General features: G+C 73.4%; 18 protein-coding genes and 3 tRNA genes. 11 read left to right on the forward strand and 10 right to left on the reverse strand.

What is annotated here, in order from left to right; all coding sequences use genetic code 11:
• Window positions 1–10: 10 nt before the first annotated feature.
• Window positions 11–601 (reverse strand): ArsR/SmtB family transcription factor, encoded by a 591-nt coding sequence (locus ABT095_RS10135; protein ID WP_350528868.1) that lies wholly within the window; start codon window positions 599–601, stop codon window positions 11–13.
• Window positions 602–725: 124 nt separating this feature from the next.
• On the opposite strand from ABT095_RS10135, the gene ABT095_RS10140 reads away from it, so the two are divergent.
• The 3 genes from ABT095_RS10140 to ABT095_RS10150 all read left to right on the forward strand — a co-directional run bounded on the left by ABT095_RS10140 (window position 726) and on the right by ABT095_RS10150 (window position 5,111).
• The gene (locus ABT095_RS10140) at window positions 726–2,015 is read left to right on the forward strand and encodes a deoxyguanosinetriphosphate triphosphohydrolase (RefSeq protein ID WP_350528869.1); all 1,290 of its coding nucleotides are present in this window, start codon (window positions 726–728) and stop codon (window positions 2,013–2,015) included.
• A 27-nt stretch (window positions 2,016–2,042) separates the two neighbouring features.
• On the forward strand, window positions 2,043–3,944 hold the full coding sequence (gene dnaG, locus ABT095_RS10145) for a DNA primase (protein ID WP_350528870.1): 1,902 nt from the start codon (window positions 2,043–2,045) through the stop codon (window positions 3,942–3,944).
• A gap of 123 nt (window positions 3,945–4,067) precedes the next feature.
• Window positions 4,068–5,111 (forward strand): RNA polymerase sigma factor, encoded by a 1,044-nt coding sequence (locus ABT095_RS10150; protein ID WP_502884848.1) that lies wholly within the window; start codon window positions 4,068–4,070, stop codon window positions 5,109–5,111.
• Between the two features lie 5 nt (window positions 5,112–5,116).
• On the opposite strand, the gene gad is transcribed toward ABT095_RS10150, so the two are convergent.
• The 4 genes from gad to ABT095_RS10170 all read right to left on the reverse strand — a co-directional run bounded on the left by gad (window position 5,117) and on the right by ABT095_RS10170 (window position 9,219).
• Window positions 5,117–6,520, reverse strand: coding sequence for a glutamate decarboxylase (gad, locus tag ABT095_RS10155; protein WP_350528872.1), 1,404 nt, complete (start codon window positions 6,518–6,520; stop codon window positions 5,117–5,119).
• Between the two features lie 123 nt (window positions 6,521–6,643).
• Entirely contained in the window at window positions 6,644–7,063 is a 420-nt protein-coding gene (locus ABT095_RS10160) for a hypothetical protein (protein ID WP_350528873.1), read from the reverse strand.
• A 94-nt stretch (window positions 7,064–7,157) separates the two neighbouring features.
• On the reverse strand, window positions 7,158–8,549 hold the full coding sequence (locus ABT095_RS10165) for a sensor histidine kinase (RefSeq protein ID WP_350528874.1): 1,392 nt from the start codon (window positions 8,547–8,549) through the stop codon (window positions 7,158–7,160).
• Window positions 8,542–9,219 (reverse strand): response regulator transcription factor, encoded by a 678-nt coding sequence (locus ABT095_RS10170; protein WP_350528875.1) that lies wholly within the window; start codon window positions 9,217–9,219, stop codon window positions 8,542–8,544. Before ABT095_RS10170 ends, ABT095_RS10165 begins: the two co-directional genes overlap by 8 nt.
• A 132-nt stretch (window positions 9,220–9,351) precedes the next feature.
• On the opposite strand from ABT095_RS10170, the gene ABT095_RS10175 reads away from it, so the two are divergent.
• The 3 genes from ABT095_RS10175 to ABT095_RS10185 all read left to right on the forward strand — a co-directional run bounded on the left by ABT095_RS10175 (window position 9,352) and on the right by ABT095_RS10185 (window position 11,518).
• Window positions 9,352–9,495, forward strand: coding sequence for a hypothetical protein (locus ABT095_RS10175; protein ID WP_350528876.1), 144 nt, complete (start codon window positions 9,352–9,354; stop codon window positions 9,493–9,495).
• 203 nt (window positions 9,496–9,698) lie between these two features.
• Window positions 9,699–10,808 (forward strand): MGDG synthase family glycosyltransferase, encoded by a 1,110-nt coding sequence (locus ABT095_RS10180; protein ID WP_350528877.1) that lies wholly within the window; start codon window positions 9,699–9,701, stop codon window positions 10,806–10,808.
• Window positions 10,805–11,518, forward strand: coding sequence for a polysaccharide deacetylase family protein (locus ABT095_RS10185; protein WP_350528878.1), 714 nt, complete (start codon window positions 10,805–10,807; stop codon window positions 11,516–11,518). The genes ABT095_RS10180 and ABT095_RS10185 overlap by 4 nt, the downstream gene beginning before the upstream one ends.
• Here ABT095_RS10185 and ABT095_RS10190 read toward each other — a convergent pair.
• Entirely contained in the window at window positions 11,515–12,951 is a 1,437-nt protein-coding gene (locus tag ABT095_RS10190) for an FGGY family carbohydrate kinase (protein WP_350528879.1), read from the reverse strand. The two genes, ABT095_RS10185 and ABT095_RS10190, sit on opposite strands and share 4 nt — an antisense overlap.
• 102 nt (window positions 12,952–13,053) lie before the next feature.
• Window positions 13,054–13,347 carry a hypothetical protein gene (locus ABT095_RS10195; RefSeq protein WP_350528880.1) on the reverse strand — a complete coding sequence of 98 codons (294 nt, stop codon included), beginning with the start codon at window positions 13,345–13,347 and terminating at the stop codon, window positions 13,054–13,056.
• Between the two features lie 311 nt (window positions 13,348–13,658).
• On the opposite strand from ABT095_RS10195, the gene ABT095_RS10200 reads away from it, so the two are divergent.
• Window positions 13,659–13,731 (forward strand) — tRNA-Asn (locus ABT095_RS10200).
• Window positions 13,732–13,771: 40 nt separating this feature from the next.
• Window positions 13,772–13,844, forward strand: a tRNA-Asn gene (locus ABT095_RS10205).
• Window positions 13,845–13,934: 90 nt separating this feature from the next.
• Here the strand turns inward: ABT095_RS10205 and ABT095_RS10210 are convergent.
• A complete protein-coding gene (locus tag ABT095_RS10210) occupies window positions 13,935–14,696 on the reverse strand; it encodes a trypsin-like serine peptidase (protein WP_350528881.1) in 762 nt (253 codons plus the stop codon).
• Between the two features lie 123 nt (window positions 14,697–14,819).
• Window positions 14,820–15,692 (reverse strand): trypsin-like serine peptidase, encoded by an 873-nt coding sequence (locus ABT095_RS10215; protein WP_350528882.1) that lies wholly within the window; start codon window positions 15,690–15,692, stop codon window positions 14,820–14,822.
• Between the two features lie 248 nt (window positions 15,693–15,940).
• Here ABT095_RS10215 and ABT095_RS10220 point away from each other — a divergent pair.
• Together ABT095_RS10220 and ABT095_RS10225 are read left to right on the forward strand one after the other, a co-directional pair.
• A tRNA-Ile gene (locus tag ABT095_RS10220) sits at window positions 15,941–16,014 on the forward strand.
• 324 nt (window positions 16,015–16,338) lie between these two features.
• Window positions 16,339–18,426: an alpha-galactosidase gene (locus tag ABT095_RS10225; protein WP_350528883.1), complete on the forward strand. Its 2,088-nt coding sequence runs from the start codon at window positions 16,339–16,341 to the stop codon at window positions 18,424–18,426.
• Window positions 18,427–18,497: 71 nt separating this feature from the next.
• Here ABT095_RS10225 and ABT095_RS10230 read toward each other — a convergent pair whose 3' ends face one another.
• Window positions 18,498–19,328, reverse strand: coding sequence for a polysaccharide deacetylase family protein (locus ABT095_RS10230; protein ID WP_350528884.1), 831 nt, complete (start codon window positions 19,326–19,328; stop codon window positions 18,498–18,500).
• A gap of 216 nt (window positions 19,329–19,544) precedes the next feature.
• Here ABT095_RS10230 and ABT095_RS10235 point away from each other — a divergent pair, with 216 nt between their 5' ends.
• Window positions 19,545–20,021 (forward strand): hypothetical protein, encoded by a 477-nt coding sequence (locus ABT095_RS10235; RefSeq protein WP_350528885.1) that lies wholly within the window; start codon window positions 19,545–19,547, stop codon window positions 20,019–20,021.
• The last annotated feature ends 81 nt before the right edge of the window (window positions 20,022–20,102 follow it).

Consider the following 20,102-nt stretch of genomic DNA (forward strand, 5'->3'; position numbering starts at 1 on the left):
CGCTGATCCGTCAGACCTGCTCGTTGCCGCTGTCCGCCCGGGGCATCGCCCGGACCTGTACGAGCACCTGCCGCGCCCCCGGCTCCGGCTCCCCCGCCGCGGCGAGCTCCTCGTACCGGTTCACCACGGCCATCAGCTCCTCGTTGAGGGCTGTCAGCTGACCGGCCGTGAGGCGCATGTTGTTCCAGTCCGAGATCGACCCGACGCCCAGCCACTCGCCCTGCCACTCGGCGGCCAGCGACTCGGCCACCCGCTGCTGCTGCACCTGCAGCATCTCCCGCAGATACTCGTCGGCGACCAGCTTGGTGCCCGGGTCGTCCCGGAAGTCCGTGGTGGCCAGCACGTGCTGGGCGCGCACCCGGCGCCACCACCGCTCGCGCTTGGTGCCGCGCCCGGCCTCCTCCTCGATGAAGCCGTGCTCGGCGAGCTGCCGCAGGTGCCAGCTGACGGTGCCGGTGTTCTCGCCCAGCCGCTCGGCCAGGCGGGCCGAGGTCGCCGGGCCGGTGGTGAGGTCCTCGAGGATGCGGACCCGCAGCGGGTGCGCCAGGCCTCGCAGCGCCCGCGCGTCCAACCGCCGCTTCGGCGGCTCTTCGGTGTTCATGGCTTCAACCTACCTTGCAGAGAAGTCTCTGCATAGAGTTCTTTGCAGAGACTTCTCTGCATCATGCCGCCGCCGCGCGCGGCACCGGCCCAATGTCCGTCACCGGGCGTACGGTGAAAGGCATATGGACGACACCGCGCACCGCCCCGAGGACTCGTACGCCCCCTCCGCCGAAGCCCGCTGGCTCCCCGAGCCGGACAAGCGCCCGGGCCGGACGGCCTTCCAGCGCGACCGCGCCCGCGTGCTGCACTCCGCCGCGCTGCGCCGCCTGGCCGGCATTACCCAGGTCGTCGCCCCGATGACCAGCGACTTCCCCCGCACCCGGCTGACCCACTCGCTGGAGTGCGCCCAGGTCGGCCGGGAGCTCGGCGCGGCGCTCGGCTGCGACCCCGATCTGGTGGAGACGGGCTGCCTGGCCCACGACATCGGGCACCCGCCGTTCGGCCACACCGGCGAGGAGGCGCTCGACCAGGCCGCCGAGGCCTGCGGCGGCTTCGAGGGCAACGCGCAGTCGCTGCGCATCCTGACCCGCCTGGAGCCCAAGCGCTTCGCCCCGCTGGACGAGGAGCCGGCCCGGCTCGCCCCCTGGCCCGGCCACAGCGTGGGCCTCAACCTCACCCGCGCCGCCCTCGACGCCGCCACCAAGTACCCCTGGACGCGCGGCGCCCACCCCACCGACCCGGCCTCCACCAAGTACGGCGTCTACGCCGACGACCTGCCGGTCTTCCGCTGGCTGCGCAAGGGCTCGCCGGCCGACCGCAAGTGCTTCGAGGCCACCGTGATGGACTGGTCCGACGACGTCGCGTACTCCACCCACGACGTGGAGGACGGCCTGCAGGCCGGCCACATCGACCCGGCCGCGCTGCGCTCGGCCGAGGAGCGGGCCGAGCTGTTCAAGATCGCCGAGCGGTACGCCCCGGAGGCCGACCCCGAGGAGTTCGGCGAGGCGCTGGACCGGCTGCTCGCCCAGGAGTGGTGGCCGCGCTCCTACGACGGCTCGGCCCGCGCCCGGGCCGGGCTCAAGGACCTCACCAGCCAGCTGATCGGCCGCTTCTGCCTGGCCGCCGAGCAGGCCACCCGGGCCCGCTACGGCCCCGGCCGGCTCACCCGCTACGCCGCCGAGCTGGTCGTCCCGGCCGCCGTCCGGGTCGAGTGCGCCGTGCTCAAGGCCGTGGCCGTGCGCTACGTGATGCAGCGCGACGAGCAGGCCCAGCTCCGCTCCCGCCAGCGGATCGTGATCGCCGAGCTGGCCGACACCCTCTACCGCACCGCCCCGCACGGCCTCGACCCGGTCTTCGCCGCCCTGCACCGCGAGGCCGAGGACGACCGCGCCGCCCTGCGCGCCGTGATCGACCAGATCGCCACGCTGACCGACGCCTCGGCACTGGCCCTGCACGCGAAACTCTGCGGGTAGCCGAGCGGGTTCCCGTACACTTCCGGGGTGGCAGGGCGGATCAGGGACGAGGACGTACAGGCGGTGCGCAACGCGCTGCCCATCGACGCGGTGGTCGGCGACTACGTCCAGTTGGTCAACGGGGGCGGAGCGCAGCTCAAGGGCGTCTGCCCGTTCCACGACGAGAAGTCCGCCTCCTTCTACGTGCACCCCGGCAAGGGCGTCTTCCACTGCTTCGGCTGCCAGGAGAGCGGCGACTCGATCTCCTTCCTGATGAAGATCGAGCACTTCTCCTTCGCCGAGGCCGTCGAGCGGATGGCCGCCCAGGCGGGCATCACCCTCCGCTACGAGGAGGGCGGCTACAACACCCGGGGCCAGCAGGGCGAGCGCACCCGCCTGGTCGAGGCCCACAAGGTGGCCGCCGCCTGGTTCCAGGAGCAGCTGGCCTCCCCCGAGGCCGAGATCGCCCGGAACTTCCTCGCCGAGCGCGGCTTCGACGAGGCCGCCGCCAAGCACTTCGGGGTCGGCTACGCCCCGGCCGGCTGGGAGCACCTGGTGCGCTACCTGCGCGGCAAGGGCTTCACCGACAAGGAGATCCTGCTCGGCGGCCTGGCCTCGCAGGGCCAGCGCGGCGGCCTGATCGACCGCTTCCGGGGCCGCCTGCTCTGGCCGATCCGGGACACCGCGGGCGAGGTGATCGGCTTCGGCGCCCGCCGCCTGCGCGAGGACGACAACGGGCCGAAGTACCTCAACACCCCCGAGACGCCGATCTACAAGAAGTCGAACGTGCTCTACGGCCTGGACCTGGCGAAGAAGGACATCGCCAAGACCGGCCGGGCCGTGGTGGTCGAGGGCTACACCGATGTGATGGCCTGCCACCTGGCGGGCGTCACCACGGCGGTGGCCACCTGCGGCACCTCGTTCGGCGAGGACCACATCAAGATCATCCGCCGGCTGCTGATGGACACCTCCAACTACCGGGGCGAGACGGTCTTCACGTTCGACGGCGACGCCGCCGGCCAGAAGGCCGCCCTGCGCGCCTTCGAGGACGACCAGAAGTTCGCCGCCCGCACCTCGATCGCCATCACCCCGGGCGGCATGGACCCGTGCGAGCTGCGCCTGGCCAAGGGCGACGAAGCCGTCCGGGAGCTGATCGAACACCCCGTCCCGCTCTTCGAGTTCGCGCTGCGCACGGCCGTCTCCCGGCACCGGGTGGACACCGCCGAGGGCCGGGCCGCCGCCCTGGAGGAGGCGGCCCAGATCATCACCAAGATCAAGGACCGCTCGATCCAGCACGAGTACGCCGTCCAGCTGGCCGGCCTGCTCGGCATCCTGGACGAGCAGTTCGTGGTCCGCCGGATCGGTCAGCTCGCCCGCTGGCAGCGGGAGAACCCGCAGGCGCAGCCCCGGTTCCGCCGGGAGGAGCCGCCCCGCCCGGCCGCCGCCCCCGCCCGGCCCGCCCTGCTGCTCAACCCGAAGGACCCGGCCCAGTTCGTCGAGCGCGAGCTGCTCAAGCTCGCCCTCCAGCACCCGGACATGGTCACCCCGGCCTTCGACAACTACCTGGACGAGGAGTTCCCCACCCCGCCCTACACCGCCGTCCGCCAGGCCGTCCGCCAGGCCGGCGGCACCGCCTACGGCGCGAGCCTGCCGGACTTCACCGCCGCCGTCCGCGAGGCCTGCCCGGACGACCAGGTCCGTTCGCTGGTCTACGAGTTGACGGTCGAGCCGATCCGCACCCGGCGCGCGGTGGACGCCATCTACGCGGGCGAGTTCCTGGTCAAGCTGCGCCTGCAGGCGGTGGACCGGCGGATCGACGAAGTCCGGGCCCAGCTGCGGCGGCTCGGCGACCGCGCACCCGCCGAGCAACTCTCGCCCGTCCAGGGTGAGTTGTGGGCCCTCCAGCAGTACAAGGACGGCCTGCGCAGCCGGGGCGCGGCCGGGCTCTGACGCACGGCGTTCGAAAACCTTCTCAGGTCCGACCGCCGCGAAGTGTGGCGCACCGCACACTGATGGGTATCCCAGTCCGTGTGGCGCGGCCTCCCCCACGAGCCGCGCGCGGCCCAGAGAGGGATGCCCGTGGAGCTCGCCCCAGCGCAACCGTCGGCGGCCGATGCGACCGCAGCCGAACCGGCCCCCGCCCAGCTCGCCGACGCCGAGGAGGAGCCGGAGCAGGACGAGGCCGAGGTGGTCGAGGAGTCCACCGGCCCGGCGGCCGACCTGCTCAGACAGTACCTGCGGGAGATCGGCCGGATCCGGCTGCTCACCGCCGCCGAGGAGGTCGAGCTGGCCCGGCAGGTCGAGGCCGGCCTCTTCGCCGAGCAGGCCCTGGCCACCGGCAGCTTCCCCGACGACCGCCTGGCCGACGAGCTCGACCTGCTCGTCCTGCTCGGCCGCCGCGCCAAGCGCCGCCTGATCGAGGCCAACCTCCGGCTGGTGGTCTCCGTGGCCAAACGCTACGTCGGCCGGGGCCTGACCCTGCTCGACCTGGTGCAGGAGGGCAACCTCGGCCTCATCCGGGCGGTGGAGAAGTTCGACTACGCGCGCGGCTACAAGTTCTCCACCTACGCGACCTGGTGGATCCGGCAGGCGATGAGCCGGGCGCTGGCCGACCAGGCCCGGACGATACGGGTGCCGGTGCACGTGGTGGAGCTGATCAACCGGGTGCTGCGGGTGCAGCGGGCGCTGCTCCAGGAGCGCGGCGCCGAACCGAGCCCGGCCGAGGTCGGGGCCGCGCTCGAACTGTCCGAGGTACGGGTGCGCGAGGTGCTGCGCCTCGCCCAGGAGCCGGTCTCGCTGCACACCCCCGTCGGCGAGGAGGACGACGTCGCCCTGGGCGACCTGATCGAGGACGCCGACGCCGCCTCCCCCGTCGAGACCGCCGCCTTCCTGCTGCTGCGCGAGCACCTGGAGGCCGTGCTCGCCACCCTCGCCGAGCGCGAACGCCAGGTCGTCCAGCTCCGCTACGGCCTCGACGACGGCCGCCCGCGCACCCTGGAGGAGATCGGCCACCTGTTCGGCGTCACCCGCGAACGCATCCGCCAGATCGAGGCCAAGACACTCACCAAACTCCGCGAGCACGCCTTCGCGGAGCAGCTGCGCGGGTACCTGGACTGACCTTCCTAGTGGTGGAAGCCGGGTTGCGGCTCGATCCCCAGATCCCGCAACGGTGCGGGCTGGCGGGAGAGTTCGGGCAGCAGCCGGGTCAGGTCGGCGAGCAGCAGGTCCGCCAGGTCCCGGGAGAAGCCGTTGCGGCAGACGATCCGCAGCACCGACAGGTCCGTCCGGTCCGCGGGGAAGGTGTACGCGGGCACCTGCCAGCCGCGCTCGCGCAGCCGGCGCGAGACGTCGAACACGTCGAAGGGCTGGCCCTCGGCGGTGGTGAAGGCGAAGACCGGCAGTTCGTCGCCCCGGGTGAGCAGCCGGAAGGCGCCCAGCTCCTCGACGGCGCCGGCCAGGTACCGCGCCACGTCCCGGCAGGCCTGCTGCACGGCCCGGAAGCCCTCCCGGCCCAGCCGCAGGAAGGTGTAGTACTGGGCGACCACCTCCGCGCCGGGGCGGGAGAAGTTCAGCGCGAAGGTGGGCATCTCCCCGCCCAGGTAGTTGACCCGGAAGACCAGTTCCTCGGGCAGCGCCTCCTTGCTGCGCCAGAGCGCCCAGCCGACCCCGGGGTAGACCAGCCCGTACTTGTGCCCCGAGGTGTTGATCGAGGCGACTCGCGGCAGTCGGAAGTCCCAGACCAGCTCCGGGTCGAGGAACGGCGCGACCATCCCGCCGGAGGCCCCGTCCACGTGCACGGGGATGTCCAGGCCGGTCCGCTGCTGCAGCGCGTCCAGCGCCGCGCAGATCTCGGCCACCGGCTCGTAACTGCCGTCGAAGGTCGAGCCCAGCACCCCGACCACGCCGATGGTGTTCTCGTCGCAGAGCTCCAACGCCCGCTCGGCGTCCAGGTGGTAGCGCTCCCCGGCCATCGGCGCGAGCCGGGCCTCGACCTCCCAGAAGTTGCAGAACTTCTCCCAGCAGACCTGCACGTTGATGCCCATCACCAGGTTCGGCCGCGCCCCGGCCCGGTACCGCTCGGGGTTCTTCCGCATCCAGCGCCGCTTGAGCGCCATCCCGGCCAGCATGCAGGCCTCGCTCGAGCCGGTGGTCGAGCAGCCGACCACCGACTCCGGCTCGGGTGCGTGCCACAGCTGGGCGAGGATCGCCACGCAGCGGCGCTCCAGCTCCGCCGTCTGCGGGTACTCGTCCTTGTCGATCATGTTCTTGTCGAGGCACTCAGCCATCAACTGCTGCGCCTGCACCTCCATCGAGGTGGTCACGAAGGTCGCCAGGTTGAGCTTGGCGTTCCCGTCGAGCAGCAGTTCGTCATGGATCAGCTGGTACGCGGTGGCCGGCGGGATCGGCCCGTCGGGCAGCCGGTGCAGCGGCGGCGAGAGCCGCATCGCCCCGAGCGGGTCCGCCAGCCCGAGCAGTGGGGCGGGCGAGAGCCTGCGGTTGCGTGCGTCACCGTGGTGCAGAGCCATTCCCGCACTATCGCCCACCCGCGCCGCCCAGGGCCGTGCGGCGCCCGCGCGACGCCGCCAGAAGCCGACCTACCGGTGACCGCGTTGAGCCGAATGCACCAACCGGCGGCGCGGCCGAGGGGCTCAGAGCCCGGGGAACTGGTAGTCGGCGGTGATCCGCCCGTCCCGGTCGAGCAGCACGAACTCCGTCCCGCCGCCGACGACGTCACCACCGGCGGTCTGCACCATCTCCCAGCTGAACCTGACGGCGTCGCGCAGCCGTACGGCGTCCTGGCGGGCCCGGAAGGTGAACTCCCCCGGCGCCACGAACTCCTGGTACGCGCGCTCCACCCGGACCTCCAACTCCCGGTACCCGCGGGTCTCGAGGACCTGCTCGTCGAAGCCGACCCGGGCGGCGATCTCGCGCAGGTCCGCCGGCGGGTGGAGCAGGTGCACGCCGTCCTCCGTCCAGAGCGCCCCGATCTCCTGCCGGCGCCGTCCGGCGTCCGGCTCGTTCCACAACGCAGCGTAGCGGTCGGCGAGTTGCTGGGTGTTGCCGGTCATGTCGTCCTCCGGTGCGATCGGTGTGACCCCATCCTGCGATCCACCGCGCGGCCGGACAATTCCCGCCGGGGAATGACGGCCGCCGGCCCGTCCGTCAGCAGTCACGACCGATCCGCAGCCGGAAGCAGGTGCCGGTCGCCGTGTCCGCCACGGTGAGGGTGCCGCCGAGGTGGGTGGCGATGTCCCGGGCGATGGCGAGGCCGAGGCCCGTGCCGCCGGCCTCGCGGCTGCGGGCGTCGTCCAGCCGGGCGAACCGCTCGAAGACCCGCTCCCGGTCGGCCGCCGGGATGCCCGGCCCGTCGTCGGTGACCTCCAGGACCGCCGCCCCGCCGTCACTGCGGAGCGAGAGGGCGACCCGGCGCTCGCCGTACCGCTGCGCGTTGTCGAGCAGGTTGGTCACCAGCCGCCCCAGCCACAGCGGGCTCCCCTGCACCAGGATCCCGTCCGTGGCGACCGAGGTCTCCACCGGCAGCCTGTCCCCCCGGCGTGCCACCGCGAGCTCCCGGACCAGCTCGCCGAGGTCGACCTGGGCCGTGGTCACCGGCTCCGCCGCGTCCAGCCGGGCCAGCAGCAGCAGATCGGCCGCCAGGCTCTGCAGCCGGGTGGTGTCCTCGAGCGCGCCGGAGACCAGCTCCGGCCAGAACGCGGGGTCCGGATGGGCCAGCGCCACCTCCAGCTGGGTCCGCAGCACGGTGATCGGGCTGCGCAGTTCGTGCGAGGCGTCGGCGATGAACTGCCGCTGCCGGACGCCGGAGGCCTCCAGCCGGTCCAGGGTCGCGTTCATGGTGCAGGCCAGCCGGGCGATCTCGTCCCGGCCGGCCGGGACGGGTACCCGCCGGTGCAGGTCCCGGTCGGTGATCTCGGCCATCTCGGCCCGGATCGCCTCCACCGGACGCAGCGCCCGGCCGGTCACCTGCCAGGTGACCAGGGCCACGGTGAGCACTAGGAGCGGCAGGCCCACGGCCAGCGAGGCCGAGGTGAGGCTGTCCACCGCGTCCGCGTCCCGCAGCGAGGTGCCGGCCAGGACGGTGACCAGACCGTCGGGGGTGTCGGTGGTGACCTCCACCACCAGTTGCCGGGGTTCGCCGTGCAGCAGCCCGGTGGCCCAGGTGGAGGTCAGGGTGCCGGGGCGCACCGGCCGCCGGGGGCTCAGCGCGGGCCGCCCGGCGAGGTTCGGGCTGGCGGCCAGCACCCGGCCGTCCACCGCGATCACCTGGAAGAAGTCGGCGCCCCGGGTGACCTGCGGCAGCGGGGTCAGCCGCCCGACCTCGGCCAGCGCGGCGACGGTGGTGGCCTGTTGCTGGGCCGCGCTCTCGGCGTTGTCCACCAGGTTGGCGTTCAGCAGCCCGACCAGCGCGAGGGAGGCCACGGCGAGCGCCGCGGCCACCACGGCGGTGGCCCCGAGCGTGGCCTGGGCCCGGACCGTCTTCGGCCCGAACCGCCGCCAGGCCCGCCCGAACCACCGGGTGGCCCGGGCCTCAGCCACCGTCCACCACCAGCCGGTAGCCGGCGCCCCGGACGGTCTCCACGGCGGCCCGGCCGAACGGCGCGTCGATCTTCCGCCGTACGGCGCTGACGTGCACCTCGACCAGGTTGAGGTCGCCTTCGTAGGCCGAGTCCCAGACCTGCTCCAGGATCTCCCGCTTGGGCACCACCTCCCCGGCCCGCCGGGCCAGGTACTCCAGGACGGCGAACTCCCGGGAGGTCAGCCGGACCGCCACCCCGCCCCGGGTGCAGAGCCGCCGGGCCGGGTCGACCACCAGGTCGCCGAACTCCAGCGTCTGCGGCGCCCGCCGCCCGGTCCGCCGGATCAGCGCGCGCAGCCGGGCAAGCAGCACGACGTAGCTGAAGGGCTTGGAGAGGAAGTCGTCGGCGCCGGTGTCCAGCGCCTCCGCCTCGTCGTACTCGCCGTCCTTGGCGGTGAGCATCAGGATGCCTGCCTCGACCCCGGCCGCCCGCAGCCGGGCGCAGACCCGGTAGCCGTTGAGGCCGGGCAGCATGATGTCGAGCACGATCACGTCGTAGTCGTGCTCGGTGGCCATCCACAGGCCCTGCGGGCCGTCGTGGGCCACGTCGACGGAGAAGCCCTCGGCCTGCAGGCCGCGCTGCAGCGCGGCGGCCAGCCGCTGTTCGTCCTCCACCACCAGTACGCGCATGGGGTCAAGGGTCGCAGGCCGGGCGTCCGTTCAGCTGAAGAGGTCTTCAGCTGGCTTCAGCGCAGCTTCAGCATCGCGCCAGCATGCTCTGCTTCCTACCGGGTGTGGTGCCCGGCAGGCACGAGGAGTCGTATGTCCCAGTCCTTCCCGCCCCGGCCCGGGCAGCCCGCCGCCGACCGTCCGCGCAAGCGGATCGCTCGGACCGACGGCACGCCTACGGGCAACACCGTGATCACCGGCCGGACTCCTGCCGGTGGCCCGGCCGTCATACACTAGGTCGACCCTTTACCCAGCCGGGCTGCTCAACGGGCCCGCCACCGCTGCACGTTCACCGTTCCACGCTCCACGTTCACTGCACTGTCGCATCCGACTCCGGCCGCTCGGCCGCGAGTTGCCGCGCACCACCGAACCTCGGCGTACGGGGGCCGAGAGCTCATGGCCAGATCCGTCCCGCCGGGCTGTTGCCCTGAAGGAGCCTGATGCCATCACGACGGACCCGGATCACCGTGGTTTCGGCCAGCGTTGGAGCCGGCCACGACGGCGCCGCCGCCGAACTCGCACGGCGCCTGACGGACTTGGGGTACGGAGTGGACCGCCACGACTTCCTCGATCTGCTGCCGCCGGGCATCGGCCGTCTGCTGCGCGGGAGTTACGCCTTCGAGCTGCGGGTGGCGCCCTGGGCCTGGGGCGGGCTGCTGAAGGCGCTCGAGCGGAACAGCACGTTCCGCTCGCTGGTCGGGCGGCTGTTCGCCCGCGCCGCGGCCCGGCGCGCGCGGGCGGCGATCGGGCCCGACACGGCCGCCGTGGTCTCCACCTACCCCCTGGCCAGCCAGGCGCTCGGGGCGCTGCGGGCCGCGGGCGAGATCAGTGTCCCGGTGGTCACCTTCCTGACCGACATGTCCGTCCACCCGCTCTGGATCGGCGCCGGCGTCGACCTGCACCTGGCCCTGCACCCGGTGGCCGCCGCCCAGGCCCGGCAGCACGGCGCCGACGCCGTCGAGGTGTGCGGCCCGCTGGTCGGCCCGGCCTTCCGCCCGTCCCGTTCGGCCGCCGAGCGGGACGCCGAGCGGGTCCGTTTCGGACTGCCGACCGACCGGCCGGTGGCCCTGGTGGTGGCCGGCTCCTGGGGTGTCGGCGAGATCGAGGAGACCGTCCGGGAGATCGAGGCCGGCGGGCTGGCCGTGCCGGTCACCGTCTGCGGGCACAACACCGCCCTGCGCACCCGGCTGCTGCACGCGGCCGCCGGCGTACCGCTCGGCTGGGTGGCGGACATGCCCGCGCTGCTGCGCACCGCCGACGTGGTGGTCCAGAACGCGGGCGGCCTCACCTCGCTGGAGGCGATGGCCAGCGGCGTCCCCGTGGTCAGCTACCGCTGCCTCCCGGGCCACGGCGTCACCAACGCGGCCGCCCTGCACGAAGCCGGCCTGGCCACCTGGATACCCGACCGGGCGGCCCTCGCCCCCGCCCTGCGCACCGCCCTGGCCGACGACGCCGTCGCCTGGCCCCCGACCGTCCCCGCCGACCAGCACCTCATCCGGCTGGCCGGGCCCGCCGCCGCGATGGGCGCCCCTCTCGAGGAGGCCGCGTGACCCGCCTGATCAAGCCGCTGGCACTGGCGGCCGGCGGGCTCGCCCTGGCCCACGGCCTGCCCGCACTCAGCTCGATCGGCCCGCTGCGGCCGCACCTGGCCCCGGGCCTGAGCGGCACGGGCCGCCGGGACCACGTCGCGCTCACCTTCGACGACGGGCCCGACCCGCGCTCCACCCCGCTCTTCCTCGAAGCGCTGGACCGGGCGGGCGTGCAGGCCACCTTCTTCCTGCTCGGCCAGATGCTGCTGCGCGACCCCGGCCTGGGCCGGGAGTTGACCGCGGCCGGGCACGAGGTCGCGGTGCACGGGCTGCGGCACCGGCCCCTGCTGGTCCGCTCGCCCCGGGCCACCCGGGACGACATCGCCCGGGCGCGGGACCTGATCGCCGACCTGACGGGTCAACAACCCCGTTGGTACCGGCCGCCGTACGGGGTGCTCAACCTCTCCGCCCTGACCACCGCCCGCCGGCTCGGCCTCACACCGGTCCTCTGGACCCACTGGGGCCGCGACTGGACCGCCAAGGCCACCCCCGACTCCGTCCTGCACACGATCACCCGTGCGCCCCTCGCCGGAGCCACCCTGCTCCTGCACGACTCGGACTGCACCTCGGCCCCGAACGCCTGGCACTCCACCCTCGGCGCCCTGCCGCGGATCCTCGACACCTGCGCGGCCCAGGGCCTGCGGGTGGGCCCGCTACGGGAGCACTTCTAGCCGACGGCCGTCTCCGGGTGGTTCTGCACCCGGATCGTCGCGTACTGCTGCCGCACGGCCTTCCCGACCGCCGGGTCGTGGAACTGGTCCGGCGCCACCGTGACCGCCTCCGGCAGGCCCCACTGCGGCGGCTCGGCCGTACCGGCCAGCGCCCAGGCCGCCTGCCGGGCGGCGCCGCGCGCGGCGTAGTCCCCGGCGGGCGGTATCACCACCGGGAGGCCGAACAGCAGCGGAGCGATCTCCCGGACGGCCTGCAGCCGCCCGACCGCCCCGAGCAGGAACACCCGCCGCAGAGCGACTCCCTGGGCCCGCAGCACGTCCAGTGCCTCGGCGACATTGCAGAGCATCCCCTCCACCGCCGCCCGCGCCAGGTGCTGCGGCGCCATCGACTCCGCCCGCAGCCCGGTCAACGTCCCCGCCGCGGCGGGGAGTTTCGGCGTGCGCTCACCGTCCAGGTAGGGCAGCAGGACCAGCCCGTACGAGCCGGGCGTCGACTGCAGTGCCAGCTCGCTCAACCCGGCCAGGTCGGTGCCGAGCAGGCCGGCCATCGAGCGCAGCACCTGGGCGGCGTTGAGGGTGCCCACCATCGGCAGGTGGTGGCCGGTGGCGTCGGCGAAGGAGGAGACGGCGCCGCTGAGGTCGGTCACCGGCTGGTCGTGGACGGCGAAGATGGTGCCGTTGCCGCCGAGCGAGACGACGGCGTCGCCCGGGGTGAGGCCGAGGCCGAGCGCGGCGGCCATGTTGTCGCCCGTCCCGGCGGAGATCAGCAGGCCCTCGGGGGTGTGCCCGGCGGGCTCGTTGGGGGCCAGCACGTCCGGCACCCGGAGCTGGTGGCCGAGGGCCAGCTCGATCAGGTCCTGGCGGTACTCGCCGGTGATCGGCGACCAGTAGCCGGTGCCGGAGGCGTCGCCCCGGTCGGTGGTGCGGCGCTTGGGGTGGCCGAGCAGCTGCCAGACCAGCCAGTCGTGCGGGAGCAGCACCTCGGCGATCCGCTTGGCCGAGGTGGGCTCGTGCTCGGCGAGCCAGCGCAGCTTGGCCACGGTGTAGGTCGGGGCGGGCACCGCGCCGATCGCCTGCACCCAGGCCTCCTGACCGCCGAGCGCGTCGATCAGGGCGGCGGCCGAACCGGCCGAGCGGGGGTCGTTCCAGAGCAGGGCGGGCCGCACCAGCACGCCGCCCGCGTCCAGCCCGATCAGGCCGTGCTGCTGGGCCGAGACCCCGATCGCCCGGACGCCCTCCAGCAGGCCGCCGGTGGCGGCGTCGCCGAGCGAGTGCAGCCAGTTCTGCGGGTCGGTCTCGGTCGCTCTGGCGTCGGGGCCCTCCTGCACGGGGTGCGGGGCCTTGCCGTCGCGCAGCACGGCGCCGGTGTCGGCGTCGCACGCGACGATCCTGGTGCGAGTGGTCGAGCTGTCGATGCCCGCGACGATGGCCATGTCGAGATCATGCCTCAGCCGGTGGCCCTGATGTCGGCGGGTCGGCCAAGTGTTGCCCACTCGGTACCGGCGAGTAGCCCCGACCCGCCACGACGGCCGGCCTCAGCCGCGGACGGTGCCCCAGCTGTCGTCCGCGGCCTGCTGGCGGTGGAACAGCGCCACCCGGTCGGTCACCGCGTTCGGCAGCCGCTCCCCCACCCGGTCGGCCACCGCCCCGGCCGCCTTGCCGGCCACGGCCCCGGCCTGGTGGCGGGCCTTGTCGGCGGCGTCCTGGACGCGGGGGTTCTGGGCGATCTGCCGGGCCGCCTTGGAGATCTGCTCGTAGCGCTGCCGTCCGGCCCGGGCGCCAAGGACGTACCCGATCCCGACTCCGACGGCCATGCTCAGCTTCCACATGCTCGGCTTCCACCCTTCCTTGCGGACTCTGCCGCGTTGCCCTACCCGTCCGGCCCGGCGGCGAACCGTTCGGACCCTGGCGGGTCGGGGCCACCGCCGCACTGCCGCCCCAAGCATCCCCGCCCGGGCGGGCGGTCGCGCGCCGGGCGCGCCGAGCGGGGCCCGCGCCACCCCCGTCCGACGCCCCCCACCGGGCCCCCACCGGGCCCGCGGCGAAAGCGATTGGCGGAGCACCCCCCTGAGTGCGCTAATGTATGTCCCGCAGCGAGCGCCGAAGGGCCGGGTGACCGACCCCCGCAGCAGAAGCTCATTCCCCCATAGCTCAATTGGCAGAGCAGCCGACTGTTAATCGGCAGGTTATTGGTTCGAGTCCAATTGGGGGAGCTCGGAAGGCCCAACCGGCCTTCCGGCACTGCGCGTTCAATCCCCCATAGCTCAATTGGCAGAGCAGCCGACTGTTAATCGGCAGGTTATTGGTTCGAGTCCAATTGGGGGAGCTTCACCCCGGTCCGGGGTGAGTTGCGCAGAGCGAAGGCCCTCCGGTGACCGGAGGGCCTTCGTGTTTCCCCGGTCACACCGCGAGGCCCTCAGGCCGTGGCCTGCCGGTACAGCTCGGCCACCCGGTGGTCGAAGGTGACGCTGTACGAAGTCCGGTCGGTGTCCCCGCCCTGCTGGTAGCCGCCGATCACGCCGATCACCCGGCCGCCCTTGGTCAGCCACGGGCTGCCGCTGGTGCCGTCGGTGTAGCCGTAGCAGTCGAACCGCTCCTGGGTGTCACTGAAGCGCAGCGTCCGCACCGAGCAGGTGATGGGCGTCTCACTCGTGCTCGGGTAGCCGCTGACCGAGACCCGCTGGCCGAAGCCCTGGTCGGTGGCCAGCTCGTTGGCCCCGAGCAGGTCCTCGATCTCCCGGCCGCCCTTCGGCTCCACGGTGAGGAAGGCGACGTCGTACTCCGGGTCCTCCGAGGCCGTCCAGTGCGGGTCGACGAAGGTCTGCTTCGCCGTCCAACTACCGTACGGTGCCTGACCGTTGCGGTAACCGGGCACGAAGACCAGGTCGTCCAGGCGGCCGTTGGTCGCGGTGTAGACGCAGTGCGCGGCGGTCACCAGCAGATTGTGCCGGGGGCTGTCGACCACGCTCGCGGTGCAGCCCCGCGGCCCGAACACGTCGCCGACGAAGAGCGCGCCGATCCGGTCCTGCGTCCCGCCCGCCTCGGCCGGCCGCGAGCTCGGGGTGCCGTCCGGGCCGGCGCCGCCGCCCGTGGCGCAGCCGGTCAGCAGGGCGGCGGTGGCAGCCGCCGCCGCGAGCGCGCGCGCAGCCGCGCGGGCGGCCGACCGTACGCGTGCCATCCGGGCCCCTTCGTGAGCGTCGCACCGCTGCCCGGCGCGTCCGGAGGCAAGGTCTACCAGCCGGGCGGCCTCGAACGCCAGCCTGAAGGCGGCCGGACGGCTCACCCGCCGGGGGCGGGCCGCTCAGCCGGTCGCGCGGTCGTACAGCTGCTGGACCTGGTCCCCGAAGTAGCTGCTGTACGAGGTGTCCGGGCTGTCCCCGCCCTCCTGGTAGCCCCCGATCACCCCGACCACGGTGCCGGTGTGGGTCTTCGGGTCGAGGTCGGTGATCCAGGGGCTGCCGCTGGTGCCGCCGGTGTAGTCGGGGCAGTCGATCCGCAGCTGGGTCGGGCTCTGCCGGCTGGTGACGTTGGAGCAGGTGATCGGCACGTCCCCGCTGCTCGGGTAGCCGGTGACCTTGACCGGGAGCTGGTAGCCCTTGTTGATCCCGAGGGAGTTGCCGCCGAGCACCTGCTGCACCTGCTTGCCGCCCTGCGGCTTCACGATCGCGAAGGCCACATCCAGGTCCGGGTTGCCGTTCTCGGACCAGCTCGGGTCCACCGTGATGGCGACCAGCGGCCAGACGCCGTTCGGGGTCTCGCCGTCCCGGTAGCCGGGGATGAAGACGAGATCGCTGCGCTGGCCCGCGATCGGGTCGTAGACGCAGTGCGCGGCCGTGATGATCAGGTTGAGCCCGGCGCTGTCCACCACGCTGGCGGTGCAGAAGTGGTCGCCGTCCTCGTTGTGGGTGAACACGGCGCCGACCAGGCTGTTGAGCGGGCTGGCCTTGGCCGTCCTCGTGGTGCCGGCGTGCTTGGCGATGGCGCTGAGGATGCGGTCGCGCGACCAGCCGTGCGCGTCGGAGCCGGCACTGCCGCTCGGCCGCGGCGAGCCCGCCGCCGACGGGCCGTCACCGGCCGCGCCGCCCGAGCCGCACGCCACCGGGCCCAGCGCCAGCAGCAGGGCCGCCCCCGCGCCCGTCCAGCCGCGCACCGTCGTCCGAACCACCGAACTCACCTCCGGGCCGCCTCGACCGGTCAGCGTACCGGCCCACCCCAGCCTCACCCGGCCGACGGGCCGCCGCACATCGGCACGGAGCGGCAGGAGACCTGCCATCCCTCGGCCGTGCCCCCGACCGTGCGCCCGTGCCCCCCGGATGCGCCCCCGGCGCGCACCACCGCTGATCGACCGGCTATGCTGCCGGAGACGGCCCTGAGGGGCCGTCTGCTGCTGCATCGGCACCACGCCGCGCTGCACGGCGAACCGGGGCGGTAGCTCAGCCGGTTAGAGCAGGGGACTCATAATCCCTTGGTCGTGGGTTCGAGTCCCACCCGCCCCACCTCAGCACCGCACATCGCAAGCCGGGCCGAGCGCGCCTGACGTACCGTCGGCGCCACCCGCCGCCGCTCCGGCCGCGGCCCTCACCCGAGCCCCTGGCGCAGATCCTAGGCCAGCCACCCTCGCGCCACCCCCTAGGCACACCGAATTTCACCCCTTCGGGGACACCCGTACACCCCCGCGCCAAGCGAACACAATCCGCCATCACCCAACAGAAGTCCCCGCACGAGTCTGTTGGACATGTCACATGTGCCATTACACTCGCTGCCCAGCACCCCACCTTCAGGCTGCCTCCCCCACCCCCACGCGTCCTCGGAGTTGCTCCATGCGCGCTTCTCGCGGCAGAACCTCCCGCCTGCCCAGCCTCCTGCTGGCCCTCGGCCTGGCCCTCCCCGGGCTCGGCACCCTCTCGCTCGCCACCGCCTCCCCGGCCGCCGCCCTCGACAACGGCACCGCCCTGACCCCGCCGATGGGCTGGAACTCCTGGAACGCCCTGGGCACCCAGGTCAACCAGCAGCAGGTCGTGCAGACCATCGACTTCATGTCGGCCAACGGCCTGGTGGCCGCCGGCTACGACACCGTGACCATCGACGACGGCTGGTCGCAGCTCTACCGCACCGGCCAGTCCAGCTGGTTCACCCGCACCGCCGAGGGCGCGATGCAGCTGTACGACAACAGCGGCAACCCGGTCAGCGGCACCGACGGCACCGGCAACGACCCCACCTCCGGCCACCTCCAGGCCGACCCGCGCAACTTCCCCAGCCAGGTCGTGAACGGACAGACCCTGGGCGGCATCCAGTACCTGTCCTGGTACGCGCACAGCAAGGGCATGAAGCTCGGCCTGTACGCCACCGACACCTACGAGACCTGCCAGATGCACCCCGGCAGCCTCGGCCACGAAGCCACCGACGCCGCGGACTTCGTCTCCTGGGGCGTCGACTACGTGAAGTACGACGACTGCCCGTACGGCCCGCAGATCATCGGCCCGGACGGCCACAACTACTACACCCAGGGCGTGGGCAAGGAGCTCACCAAGTCGATCTACGCCCGGGTGCAGACCTTCCAGCGCGCGCTGGACTCGGCCTCCGCCGCCCAGGGCCGCCCGAAGGTCGCGCTCAGCGTCTCGGCGCAGCCCGTGCACAGCGGGGTGCCGTACCTGCTCGAGACCGGCGACCCGGCCCGTACGGACCCGGTGATCAAGGCGGCCGGCACCCCGGCCTTCCAGTCCCCCGGCTATGCGCCGACCGGCGTCTGGTGCGGGCAGGTCGCCAATCTCTGCCGGATCGGCGGGGACCGCGACAGCGAGCTGAGCGGCGTGCTCTGGAACGGCCAGCTGCAGACGGCCCTGCAGTACCCGGGCAACGTCCGGCCGGGCAGCTGGAACGACATGGACATGATGTTCACCGGCTGGAAGTACGCCTACGGCCTCTACGGCGTGACGGACACCTGCGTCTGCCACAAGCCCTTCACCGACGACGAGTCGCGCAGCGAGCTGTCGATCCTGGCGATGATGGCCTCCCCGCTGATCTCCGGCGCCGACCTGCGCACGGCGGCGCAGACCCAGGTCAGCCGGGACGGCTACAGCTGGTCCACCGGCATCGACGCGAGCAGCCTGGCCCTGCTGAAGAACCGCGACATGATCGCGATCGACCAGGACAGGCTGGCCAAGCCGGCCACCCTGGTCGGCAGCGCCCCGCGCTCGGGGACCGACCCGGTCGTGCTCGAGCGCCGGCTCGCGAACGGTGACACCGCCGTGCTGCTGGTCAACCAGGACCCGAACAACTGGCAGACCGTCACCACCAGCCTCTCCGCCCTCGGCCTCAGCGGCGCCGGCTACACGTACAAGGAGGTCTGGAGCGGCGCCACCGGCAGCACCAGCGGCACCGTCGGCGGCAACTGGGTCGCCCCGCACGGCGTCGCGCTCTACCGCCTGACCGCGCAGGCGGCCACCGTCACGGCCACTGTGATCAACGACGGCAAGTACCACAGCCTGAGCGCGGGCGGCACCGGCGGCCAGGCTCTGGAGGCCTCCGGCACCTGCTCGGCCCCGGTGGGCCAGAACGCCGACATCAACACCTGGTGGTCGGACCACACCTCCGAGCAGTGGACCTTCACCACCAACCCGGACGGCACCGTCCGGATCAGCGACAACTGCAGCACCGCCACCCAGCAGCACACCGTGCTCGCGGCCGGCACCCAGCCGGGCAACAGCGCCTACCTGCTGGGCTACTCGCCGGGCAACCCCTGGCAGGAGTGGAAGGTCGTGCAGTCCACCGCGACCGGCGCGCTCACCATCACCAACGTCGCCACCGGCCTGGTGCTCGGCACCTCCGGCACCGGTGCCGGGTCGGTGGTGGTCACCGACAACCCGAACGCGGCGGCCCCGGGCCAGTCCTGGACGCTGCTGTCCTGAGCCCGCACCGCCCCTGAGGGGGGACCGACCGCCGGGTCGGTCCCCCCTTCGACGTCGGCCCGGTGGCCCGCTCACGCGGGCGCCGTGAAGCGGTAGCCCTCGTCGATCAGCACCGGAAGGTAGGTGCGCAGCGCGGCGACGGTCTGCGAGCGGTCACCGCCTCCGTCGTGGTTGAGCACGATCGAGCCGGGCCGGATCGCGTCCAGCACCCGGCTGGTGATCCGGGAGGTGCCCGGGCGGGCCCAGTCGCGCGGGTCCACGGACCAGCCCATCGGGCGCATGCCGAGCTCGTTGCAGACCCGCAGCGAGACGTCCGACCAGTCCCCGCCGGGGGCGCGGAACCAGGTCATCGGCTTGCCGGTGGCCTCGCGCAGCAGGTCCGAGGTGCGTTCCAGCTCGTCGCGGACCTTGGCCTCGGGGAGGTGGCGCAGATCGGGGTGGCTCCAGGTGTGGTTGGCCAGGTGGTGGCCCTGGCGGGCGATCTCCCGGACCAGCCCGGGGTGCTCGGCGGCGTTCTCGCCGATCAGGAAGAAGGTCGCCCGGACGCCGTACTGCTGGAGGATCGACAGCACGGCGGGGGTGTGGACCGGGTCCGGCCCGTCGTCCACGGTGAGGGCGACCAGCTTGTCGGCGGCGGCGAGGGAGAAGAGCGGCGCGGCGTTGTGCGGGCGGGGGGCCGTGCTGGGTGGCGGGGTGCTCTGCGGTGGGGTGGCCGGCTTCGGCGGGCTGGCCAGCGCGGGGCTGGGGACGTTGACCGCCTTGGGCTGGGGCTGCGCGGGGGACGGGGCGGGGGCGAGCTGCTCGGCCTGGTCCGTGCCGCAGGCGGTGGTGGCGGAGAGCAGGGTCAGGCCCGCTACGCTCAGTAGCAGACGCCGTCCGATGATCTGATGGTCTGACAGCATGTGCGGATGTGTCCCCCGTTCACGCCGGACAACGCACCGACACGCCCGAGCAGTCGTCCTGACCACCCCAACGGCTGACAACCCGTCGGTCCACCGGAAGGACCTGGGCGGTGGCGGGCTCCGCCTCCGTGACCGACCGTGATGAAGGTGCGACCGCGAACCCTCCGCCGGCGAAGGCCCGGCAGTCGCCCGTCGCCACCGGAAGGACTCACTCAGATGCGTGTCGAACGCTCCCTCCTCGCTGGAGCGGCCGTGGCCGCCGTCCTGGCGCTCACCGCCCCCGTCGCCCACGCCGATACCCAGCCCGGCGCCCGCGCCGTGACCGAGGACCAGCAGGTCTGGCAGGACGCCCCGGCGGCCCCGGCCGCGCCCGCCCCCGCTGCGGCCGCCCCGGCCGCCCCGGCGGCTCCGGCCGCTCCGGCCGCTTCGGCTGCACCTGCCAAGGAGCAGCCCAAGAAGGAGGAGCCGAAGAAGGAGGAGCCGAAGAAGGAGGAGGCCAAGGAGCACGAGGACGCCACGGAGGAGGCCGAGGAGGCCCCCTGGCACGACCAGCAGAAGCCGCACGGCGGCGTCCACACGGGCGGCGGCGGCCTCGCGGTCTCCGGCGGCGGCCTCGCCACCGGCGCGGCCCTCCTCGCCGGCGGCCTCGGCGTCGGTGCCTACTCCCTCCGCCGCCGCTCCACCGGCACCTGAGCTCCGCCCCTCACCCCCAGCGGTGCCCGCACCCAGCCGGGCACCGCTTCCCGGCTGCACAGCCAGTTGCACCACCCTGGG

The organism is Kitasatospora sp. NPDC002227, assembly GCF_040296285.1.
In the GTDB taxonomy this organism is placed as follows: domain Bacteria; phylum Actinomycetota; class Actinomycetes; order Streptomycetales; family Streptomycetaceae; genus Kitasatospora.

Excerpts from the sequence above, each read along its gene's own strand:
- ABT095_RS10135 (WP_350528868.1), bottom strand. The coding sequence starts at position 601 with ATGAACACCGAAGAGCCGCCGAAGCGGCGGTTGGACGCGCGGGCGCTG.
- ABT095_RS10140 (WP_350528869.1), top strand. The coding sequence starts at position 726 with ATGGACGACACCGCGCACCGCCCCGAGGACTCGTACGCCCCCTCCGCC.
- ABT095_RS10150 (WP_502884848.1), top strand. The coding sequence starts at position 4,068 with ATGCCCGTGGAGCTCGCCCCAGCGCAACCGTCGGCGGCCGATGCGACC.
- gad (WP_350528872.1), bottom strand. The coding sequence starts at position 6,520 with ATGGCTCTGCACCACGGTGACGCACGCAACCGCAGGCTCTCGCCCGCC.
- ABT095_RS10160 (WP_350528873.1), bottom strand. The coding sequence starts at position 7,063 with ATGACCGGCAACACCCAGCAACTCGCCGACCGCTACGCTGCGTTGTGG.
- ABT095_RS10170 (WP_350528875.1), bottom strand. The coding sequence starts at position 9,219 with ATGCGCGTACTGGTGGTGGAGGACGAACAGCGGCTGGCCGCCGCGCTG.
- ABT095_RS10175 (WP_350528876.1), top strand. The coding sequence starts at position 9,352 with ATGTCCCAGTCCTTCCCGCCCCGGCCCGGGCAGCCCGCCGCCGACCGT.
- ABT095_RS10180 (WP_350528877.1), top strand. The coding sequence starts at position 9,699 with ATGCCATCACGACGGACCCGGATCACCGTGGTTTCGGCCAGCGTTGGA.
- ABT095_RS10190 (WP_350528879.1), bottom strand. The coding sequence starts at position 12,951 with ATGGCCATCGTCGCGGGCATCGACAGCTCGACCACTCGCACCAGGATC.
- ABT095_RS10195 (WP_350528880.1), bottom strand. The coding sequence starts at position 13,347 with ATGTGGAAGCTGAGCATGGCCGTCGGAGTCGGGATCGGGTACGTCCTT.
- ABT095_RS10210 (WP_350528881.1), bottom strand. The coding sequence starts at position 14,696 with ATGGCACGCGTACGGTCGGCCGCCCGCGCGGCTGCGCGCGCGCTCGCG.
- ABT095_RS10225 (WP_350528883.1), top strand. The coding sequence starts at position 16,339 with ATGCGCGCTTCTCGCGGCAGAACCTCCCGCCTGCCCAGCCTCCTGCTG.
- ABT095_RS10230 (WP_350528884.1), bottom strand. The coding sequence starts at position 19,328 with ATGCTGTCAGACCATCAGATCATCGGACGGCGTCTGCTACTGAGCGTA.
- ABT095_RS10235 (WP_350528885.1), top strand. The coding sequence starts at position 19,545 with ATGCGTGTCGAACGCTCCCTCCTCGCTGGAGCGGCCGTGGCCGCCGTC.